Here is a 1,840-nt window from a genome sequence, read left to right as displayed (position 1 = left end):
TCCCGCCACGACCTGTACGCGGTCGCGGAACGGGGAGAGCAGGGCGTGAACGCCCGCGATGACCACTGTGTAGTCGTTCTCCACCGAGACCCTGACGGACATTGCAGAACTTTAACAGTCGCGCCCCATCCCACCCCTGGGGATGTGCCGAACCCACTCGGCGGTAGAAGAAGCTGGGTCGGACGGGGAGGGAGAAGCATGACGATCGCAGCTGCGAGGATCATCGAGCGATGGGCCTGGGCCGAGCACGGGCTGTGCAGAGACGTACCGGACCTCTTCTACAACGCCGACGACGACCCCAAAGGCCTCCGGCGGCGTAAGGAGGCGGCGGCCACGAAGCTGTGTGGGCAGTGCCCTGTCATCCGACAGTGTCGCGCGCACGCCGTGGGCAACCGGGAACTCTACGGGGTCTGGGGCGGCATGACGGAGGCCGAGCGACACCGCCTCGCCGGCCGGGCCCGCACCGGCTGACGGCCCTGAACGAGCCGGCCCCGCGCGATCCGGCCCCGGTGAACCGGTGCGCCGTCAGCGCACCGGGATCGCCACGAGTTTGGTCTCCACGAACTCCTCGATTCCGGTCAGGCCGCCTTCCCGCCCCAGGCCGGACTGCTTGATTCCCCCGAACGGTGCCGCCGGGTTGGAGACGATCCCGGTGTTGACGCCCACCATGCCGGCCTGCAGCCGCTCCGACATGGTCATCGCGCGGTCGAGGTTCTCGGTCATCACGTAGGAGACGAGCCCGAACTCGGTGTCGTTGGCCAGCGCCACCGCCTCGTCGTCGGAGTCGAACGGGATCAGGGCCGCGACGGGGCCGAAGATCTCGGTGAACATCAGGGCGGAGTCCGCCGCCACGCCGGTCAGGACGGTCGGCGGGTAGAAGTAGCCGGGGCCCTCGACCCGCGACCCGCCGCACAGGACCTCGGCACCGCGCCCCACGGCGTCGTCGACCAGCTCGACCACCTTCGTCACGGCCTTCTCCTCGACCAACGGGCCCACGTCGGTGCCCTCGCGCGTGCCGTCGCCGACGGTGAGGGCGGACATCCTCTCGGTGAGGCGCCGGCCGAACTCCTCCAGCACCGAACGGTGGACGAGGATCCGGTTGGCCGACGTACAGGCCTCGCCCATGTTCCGCATCTTGGCGGCCATCGCCGCGTCGACCGCGGTGTCCATGTCCGCGTCCTCACACACCACGAACGGGGCGTTCCCGCCCAGTTCCATCGACGTGCGCAGCACGCCTCGTGCACACTGCTCGAGCAGGGTGCGACCGACCGGGGTGGACCCGGTGAACGACAGCTTCCGGGCGATCCCGGAGTCGATCCACGGTTCCACGACACCGCCGGGGTCGGTGGTGCACACCGTGTTGAGCACCCCGTCGGGCAGTCCCGCCTCGCGCAGGAGGTCCACCACGTACAGGGAGGTCAGCGGGGTGAGGTTGGCCGGCTTGAACACCATGGTGCAGCCGGCGGCGATGGCCGGTCCGATCTTGCGGGTGGCCATGGCCAGGGGGAAGTTCCACGGGGTGATGAGGATGCACGGCCCCACCGGTTCGTGGGTCACCATGAGGCGGGTCCTGCCGTCGGGCGAGCGTCGGGCGTCCCCTCGGACCCGACAGGCCTCCTCGGAGAACCAACGGAAGAACTCCGCGCCGTAGGCGACCTCGCCCTTCGCCTCGGCGAGCGGCTTGCCCATCTCGGTGGTCATGAGCAGGGCCAGTTCGTCGGCGCGGTCGAGGATCAGCTCGTACGCCCTGCGCAGGATCTCGGCGCGGTCGCGCGCGGGCACGGCCGCCCACTCGGGCTGCACCCGCCCGGCGGTCTCGATCGCGGCGGTGGCGTCGGCC

The 1,840-nt window shown here is 70.2% G+C and carries 2 protein-coding genes; one reads left to right on the top strand and one right to left on the bottom strand.

Annotated features, from left to right (window positions below; genetic code table 11):
* Window positions 1–198: 198 nt before the first annotated feature.
* The gene (locus G6026_RS10450) at window positions 199–471 is read left to right on the top strand and encodes a WhiB family transcriptional regulator (RefSeq protein ID WP_107755707.1); all 273 of its coding nucleotides are present in this window, start codon (window positions 199–201) and stop codon (window positions 469–471) included.
* Between the two features lie 54 nt (window positions 472–525).
* On the opposite strand, the gene G6026_RS10445 is transcribed toward G6026_RS10450, so the two are convergent.
* Window positions 526–1,840 (bottom strand): NAD-dependent succinate-semialdehyde dehydrogenase (locus G6026_RS10445; protein WP_182613141.1); only part of this gene is annotated, 1,315 nt, incomplete at its 5' end.

This window comes from Dietzia sp. DQ11-38-2, assembly GCF_014145055.1.
GTDB lineage: Bacteria > Actinomycetota > Actinomycetes > Mycobacteriales > Mycobacteriaceae > Dietzia.
Note: the sequence above shows the minus strand (reverse complement) of the source record. Positions and strands in the feature narration are given on the sequence as shown.

What these genes read in the sequence shown, in the direction of transcription:
- G6026_RS10450 (WP_107755707.1), top strand. Translation starts at nt 199, where the DNA reads ATGACGATCGCAGCTGCGAGGATCATCGAGCGATGGGCCTGGGCCGAG.